Here is a 6,344-nt window from a genome sequence, read left to right on the forward strand (position 1 = left end):
AAGGCGAAGCGGATCAAGGGCCTTGGCGGGATGCAGTCCTTCGCCGGCCTTCTCAACGGCGGCCTCGTCCTGATTGCCCCCACCGCCGCCTCGGCCGCCGCATCCCCATGCCCACCGGCAGCGCCGCCGCCACCGAACAGGGCCTGCGCGCAGCCCAGCACCCCACCGGCTTCGACCTCCTCGACGCCGCCCTGCGCACCCTGGCTCTCAACCTCGCCGCGGCGGAGCGCGACCTGCCGGTGGTCACCGCCGTCGTCCTGCACGAGCAGAAGGTCGAACTCCACCTCGACCAGGACACCCCACCGATGAAGCCCTTCTCGGGCACCGCCGGCCGCACCGACCTGTGGACCTGCGCGGCCTCCAGCCCCGACCTCGCCGACCACGACGACCTCCAGGGCGCCGACGCGCCCTACCCGGCCCTGGTCTCCCTGGGCTGGGACGGCGCCGGCCGCCTGGTCCTCGTCGACCTGGAGTACGTCGGCGTCCTCCACCTGGACGGCGACGCCGACCACGCACGCCACGTCCTCCAAGCCATCGCCGTCGAGCTCGCCAGCACACCCCTGCCCGGCCATCTGGAGATCACCGCGCTCGCCGACACCGCACCCGGGCTCGACGACGCGGCACCCGAACGCGTCGCCCTCACCGACACCCTCGCCGACGCGTTCGCCGACCTGACCAGCCACACCGCCGACCAACGCCGCGCCCTGGCCGTACTCGGCGCACCCACCCTCCGCACGGCCCGCCTCCACGAAGACGCCGGCGGCTCCTGGACGCCCCACATCCTCCTCGCCGCCGAGCTCCCCGAAGGGGCCCAGACCGAGGCGCTATTCGACCTGATCACAGCCCAGCCGCGCGTCGCCGGCGCGGTCGTCACGGCCGGCGAGACCGCCGACCTGGCCCCGCAGGACGGCTGGACCCTGCACTGCGCAGGACCGGACGAGACCATCGTCCTGCCCGGCTCCGGCCTGCCCATCAAGCTCCAGGGCCTGACCGACCCCCACTTCGCCGACGCGATCGAGCTGCTCACCCTGTCCGCCGCCGACACCGACGTACCTGCTCGCGACGAGTGGCTCGACGGCCTCCTCGACGCCGACGAGCAGGCGGAAGAGGACCAGGCTGAGCAAGACCAGGAGGACGTGAGCGAGGACGACCCGTCGGACGACGCTGAGGATGTCGGCGACGGCGAAGCCACGCAGCCGGAGGCCGGCGCCGACGAGGACGGCATGCCGGACGAGTACGCCGACATCGAGCGGGAGCAGCTGGAGACCGCGCACCAGGCCCAGGCCGACACCCCCACCGACGAGACGGATGAGACGGACGAGGCGCCCGTCGCGCCCGCCGCCCACGTGGCTGAGGCACCCGACGGTGACGCCGAGCACGACACCGGTGGTCCCACAATCGCTGACCTCTTCAATTCGCCGGCCGCTCCCGGTTTGGCTCCGGCAACTGCTGCGCCTGAAGCAGCCCCCGCGCTGACCAAGCCAGCAGCCGCCCCGGCCGCAGAAGTCCCTGTGGCCGAGGCCCCCGTCCCGGTGCCCGTCCCGACTCTTGCGGCTGACGATGCCGACGACACCGCGGTCACCGCGCCGACGGTGCTCTTGCTCGGGCGGGTGGTCATCGAGGGCGCCGCAGGCCGGATCGACTCCAACCGGCAGAGCTCCGCAGTCGAACTCGTCTCCTACCTCGCGCTCAACCCGGGCGCCGACCACCACGCCATCGACGACGCCCTCTGGCCCGGCCGCCTGGTCAACAAGCAGATGCGCAACGCCGTCATCAGCCGCACCCGCTCCTGGCTCGGCAAGGACGCCGACGGCGAGGCGTACTTCCCGCGGGTCCAGGACACCGGCGACAGCCGCTACCGCCTCGCCCAGGCTGTCACCTGCGACTGGAAGGCCTTCCAGAACTTCGCCCGCACCGGGCTCGCCCGCCACGACGAGGACGGTGAGCTCGCCCTGCGCCGGGCCCTGGCGCTGGTGCGCGGCCGGCCCTTCGCCGCGATGGACCCCCAGCGCTACGCCTGGGCCGAGCCGGCAATCCAGGAGATGGTGTCGGCCATCGCCGACGTCGCCTACGAGCTGTCCACCCGCCGCCGCGAAGCCGCCGACTATGCCGGCGCGCTCTGGGCCGCGCACCAGGGCCTCCTCGCCGCTGAAGAGAACGAGATGTTGCACCGGCAAGTCTTCCTGGCGCACCACACCGCCGGAGACATGGACGCCCTCCGTGAAGCAGCAGCGCGGCTAGCCCGAATCAACGAAGGCCTCGGCGGGGGAGTGGACATGGAGGCCGAGACCGCACAACTGCTGAGCACTCTGCTGCCGAAGACCATCATCAGGCGCTGACAGCAGCCAGACGGGGGCATCGCCATACAGACAAGGCCCGGATTCCCCCCTCTGCGGGGGTGGAATCCGGGCCCTGATTGTTCACCTGAGCGGACCGCGCGGCTCGTCCTGGACGTACGGCTGATCCCCGGGCGCGCGGGGCGGGCTCCATCTGCACGCCCATCGAGCGGGCGCCCTTGGGGCGATCCCCGGGCGCCCGGGACGGACATGGTTCAGCATCTTCGGGTTCCTTCGTGATGGGGGCGATTCCCGGGCGCGCGGGGCGGACGAGCTGGCACGGGTCACCTTCGGACATGGCGGAGGGCGATCCCCGGGCGCGCGGGGCGGACATCGGGAAGTCGGTCGTCTGGCTGCTGTCCCAGGGCGATCCCCGGGCGCACGGGGCGGACGCCACCTCGACAGCGGGGTTGTAGGACTGATCACGGGCGATCCCCGGGCGCACCCTTTCCGACCTGCAGCAATTCTGGCGACAGGGTCCATTCTCATTCAGTCGAGGACGCGGGGCGGGTTTGCAGCCTCACGCCGACCTGTGGCTCCGGCTAGGAGTCCGGGAAGGCGCGGAGCGGACTTCTCCAGGTGCCGATACTCACGGCCGCCGGACGGCTGATCCCCGGGCGCGCGGGTCGGACGGCGGGCTCCACAGCACCTTCAAGTGGACGTCGGGTTGATCCCCGGGCGCGCGGGGCGGACTCCCGCCGTTTGATGGCGGCGGCCAGGCCGTCGGGCTGATTCCCGGGCGCGCGGGGCGGACATCGACGCCGCGATGCCCGGCCGCGTACCCACCAGGCGATCCCCGGGCGCGCGGGGCGGACGCCGCGAGAGCGGTGGCCGTCTCGGCGGCGAGGGGGCGATCCCCGGGCGCGCGGGGCGGACGCTGGAGGGTTGCTTGCTGAGGCGGACTAGGGGGCTGATCCCCGGGCGCGCGGGCGGATATTTCGGCCCTGGTGCTCATGGCGTACAACCTGGGCTGATCCCCGAGCGCGGGGTGGACAACGGGTATGACCTGTACCGCGCAAACAAGTGGGGCTAATCCCTGGGCGGGCGGGGCGGACGTGGTGCCGATGATCGTCGGCACGGTCCTCTCGGGCTGATCCCCGGGCGCGCGGGGCGGACGTTCTCTACGGCGGCAACGTCATTGCTGAGGACAGGCTGCGCCACGCCCGTGGACCCGGACACCTCTCCGGCCGGCTGATCCCCGGGCGCGCGGGGCGGACCCGGACACGAGGCGGCCCACCAGGCGGCCGGCCGGCTGATTCCCGGGCGCGCGGGGCGGACCCTCCCCGACCTGCGGAAATTCTGGCAACAGGGTCCATTCTCATTCACTCGGGTACGCGGGGCGGGCGGGCAGTCTCACGCCGACCTGTGGCTCCGGTCTGGGACTCCCGGATCGCGCGCAGCGGGCTTCTCCAGGCGCCGATACTCACTGCCGCCGGAGGGCTGATTCCCGGGCGTGCAGGGCGGACGACATGTGGATGCCCTGCATGGCGCCCTCGTCGGGCTGATCCCCGGGCGCGCGGGGCAGACAGGTCGCCCAGGACGGTCGGGCTGGCGGCGGCCAGCTGATCCCCGGGCGCGCGGGGCGGACGTCTCCCAGGTCCATCCCAAGCAATGCGTGCTGTGGCTGATCCCCCGGCGCGCGGCGGACCCGAGCCTGACCCGCGCCTGGTGCGACCTGCCAGGCTGATTCCCGGGCCTGCGGGGCGGACGGTTCTCCGATGGAGATCGGGCCGCGGCTGTAGGGCTGCTCTCCGGGCGCGCGGGGCGGACAACGCCTTGACCAGCTTCGAGACGCTGCCCTTGGGCTGATCCCCGGACGCGCGGGGCGGACTCCAGTACCAAGCAAACCGCTGGCCTGTACCCGGGGCGATCCCCGGGTACAGGCCCGCGGGGCGGATGGTGCGTAGCCCATCGGGTCGCAGGGGTCGTTCGGCTGATCCCCGGGCGCGGGAGGCGGACGGCACGCAGAACGTGATCGTCGGGTTCATGATCGGGCGATCCCCGGGCGCGCGGGGAGGACGAGAACGGAGTCGATCTTGCCGCCAATCAACGACTGATCACCGTTCTTGAGAGTGCGGTGCGGACATCGAGAACCCAGTTAATGGCGGCGGCAGCTGAGGCCGATTCCCGGACGTGAGGGCCGGACATCGGGACACCGGGCTCGTGTTGATGATGATCTTTCACTGAGGCTGATCCCGGCGTGCCGGGCGGATTCTAAGTGACCTGCGGTGATGCCTGTTGGCCGTCCACCGCTTGCCCTTGCGGAGGGCAGTGTGAGTCATTCGGTGCTCAGCTGGTTGAGCCGGTGCATGAGCGTCTCGCATTTTGATCTTGCTTCGTGTGGTCCTTGGAGGCGTTGGTTGCGGTAGGTGCGGTGCCGGGCTGACCAGAGGCCGGCCCAGTGGGCGACTGGCCGCATGGCGTCTGCCCACTCGGTGGAGGAGCGCCAAAGCCTGCCGCTGATGCGGACGAGTTCGTGTTGGAGTACCTGTTGGGTGAAGGGCAGGTTGTAGGTGACGCAGCGGCGTCCCTGGAGGGTGTCGGTGAGGTGGGGGAGGACGTCGCCGAAGGCGGGGGCGTTGCGCAGGGTGTGGTGGGTGTGGTGGTGAAGACGGGTTGCTGCCGGTTCGACCTGCTGGCGGGGGTTGATCAGGGTGTTGAGGAGGACGCGGTCTGGGGTGCAGACGGCGATGTGGATGGCTCGGGGGTGGTGCAGGCCGGTGGTCTGGATGTTGATGACGCACATGCCTGGGGTGTTGAGGGTGTCGTGTGCCCATTGGGCTGCTCGGGCACGAGCTTGTGGCCAGGTGGTGGGGCGGCGTAGGGCTCGGATGGCGTTGTCGAGGCTGTGGTGGTGCTCGCGGGCGTGTTGGAGGTACCAGCCGGGGCCGGGGTGGTGGTGGAGGGTTCCGAGGTAGTGCCGCTGCTGGTAGATGGCCCAGGTGGGGCGTGGGGTGTCGGAGGGGCGGACGCAGAGGACGGGGAAGGCGTCGACGGTGTGGGTGAAGAGGTGGGGGAGGTCCGCTGGGTGTTCTGCTCGGGGAGGCCGGGGTGCTGGGTGTGGCATGGCTGCTGTTCCGTGGGGGAGGTGTGCCGGGGGGTGGGGAGGGGCTGGACGAGGAGGAGGCCGCAGCCGTAGGCGCGTTGGCGTCCGAGGCCCTGGGTGAGGGTGCGCGCGAACGCTGCTGGGTCCGTGATGGTGAGGCGGCCCTGGATCTCGGAGCGGGCGACGATGACGTGCTGGCCTGGCTTGTGTCCGGCGAGGGCCGGTAGCTGGCGGGCTTTGAGGTCTTCGGGCCGGGCGTCGGCCCCGATGAGGGGGTGGCGGTCGTAGTCGACGGCCGGGTGGGGCTGGAGCCGCTGGGTGAACCAGGTGAGGGCTGCTGTGGGGGAGGTGTCGGTGGGCCGGTCGCGGGTGTGGCGGCCTTTGTGGTGGCCATAGACGGCGGGGGTGACGGTCGTGCGGAACAGGTACTGCTGGCCGGCCTTCACGGTGAGGCTCACGATGCGGCTGTGCGCGGGCGCGGCGAGCATGTGCCGTGGGAGCGCGTCGGTGTCCGGGGGGACTTGGGACTGCACGATGAGGGTGAGCGTGCGCTGCTTGAAGTCGACGGCACTTGTGTGGAGTACGCCCATGAGGGCGCGGGCGTTGGGCTCCCCTTCGGTTACCCAGTGGCGGAACATGCTCATCACCAGGCGGTGGAGCTCGTGCGCGTCGGCCAGGACGCGGGCGGTGCGGGGGTGGTTGAGGTCGAGCTCGACGAGGGTGTGGTGGACGACGACGCGGACGGGGCGAGTCACCGGGGCTCCTGGGGAGGGGTCAGGGACAGGCGCTGTTCCCAGCGCAGTGCCCGGGTCCGGCTATGGGTGGCGAAGCTGATGGGCTGGTCGTTGATGGCCGACGCCCTGGGGGAGGCTGGGTCGACTTCGATCCAGGCGCTGGTGGGGGCCGGCCGCGAGCGGGGGAGAAGTGGGGTGGTGGCGAGGACCTCCTGGAGGCCGCCGGGG

3 protein-coding genes and 1 pseudogene are annotated in these 6,344 nt (G+C 71.6%); 1 reads left to right on the forward strand and 3 read right to left on the reverse strand.

What is annotated here, in order from left to right; genetic code table 11:
• The first annotated feature begins 107 nt into the window (after window positions 1–107).
• Complete coding sequence (locus PV721_RS39845; protein ID WP_319733228.1) at window positions 108–2,339, forward strand: hypothetical protein; 2,232 nt, start codon at window positions 108–110, stop codon at window positions 2,337–2,339.
• A 2,275-nt stretch (window positions 2,340–4,614) separates the two neighbouring features.
• On the opposite strand, the gene PV721_RS39850 is transcribed toward PV721_RS39845, so the two are convergent.
• The 3 genes and pseudogenes from PV721_RS39850 to PV721_RS39860 form a co-directional block, all read right to left on the reverse strand.
• A complete protein-coding gene (locus PV721_RS39850; RefSeq protein ID WP_319733230.1) occupies window positions 4,615–5,082 on the reverse strand; it encodes an exonuclease domain-containing protein in 468 nt (155 codons plus the stop codon).
• Window positions 4,986–6,137: a type I-E CRISPR-associated protein Cas6/Cse3/CasE gene (gene cas6e / locus PV721_RS39855; protein WP_319733232.1), complete on the reverse strand. Its 1,152-nt coding sequence runs from the start codon at window positions 6,135–6,137 to the stop codon at window positions 4,986–4,988. The genes PV721_RS39850 and cas6e overlap by 97 nt, the downstream gene beginning before the upstream one ends.
• Window positions 6,134–6,344, reverse strand: a pseudogene (locus tag PV721_RS39860) (type I-E CRISPR-associated protein Cas5/CasD); the annotation flags it as partial. The gene cas6e and the pseudogene PV721_RS39860, both read right to left, overlap by 4 nt.

This window comes from Streptomyces sp. MB09-01 (assembly GCF_033794505.1).
Lineage (GTDB): Bacteria > Actinomycetota > Actinomycetes > Streptomycetales > Streptomycetaceae > Streptomyces.

What these genes read in the sequence shown, in the direction of transcription:
- PV721_RS39845 (WP_319733228.1), top strand. Translation starts at nt 108, where the DNA reads ATGCCCACCGGCAGCGCCGCCGCCACCGAACAGGGCCTGCGCGCAGCC.
- PV721_RS39850 (WP_319733230.1), bottom strand. Translation starts at nt 5,082, where the DNA reads ATGTGCGTCATCAACATCCAGACCACCGGCCTGCACCACCCCCGAGCC.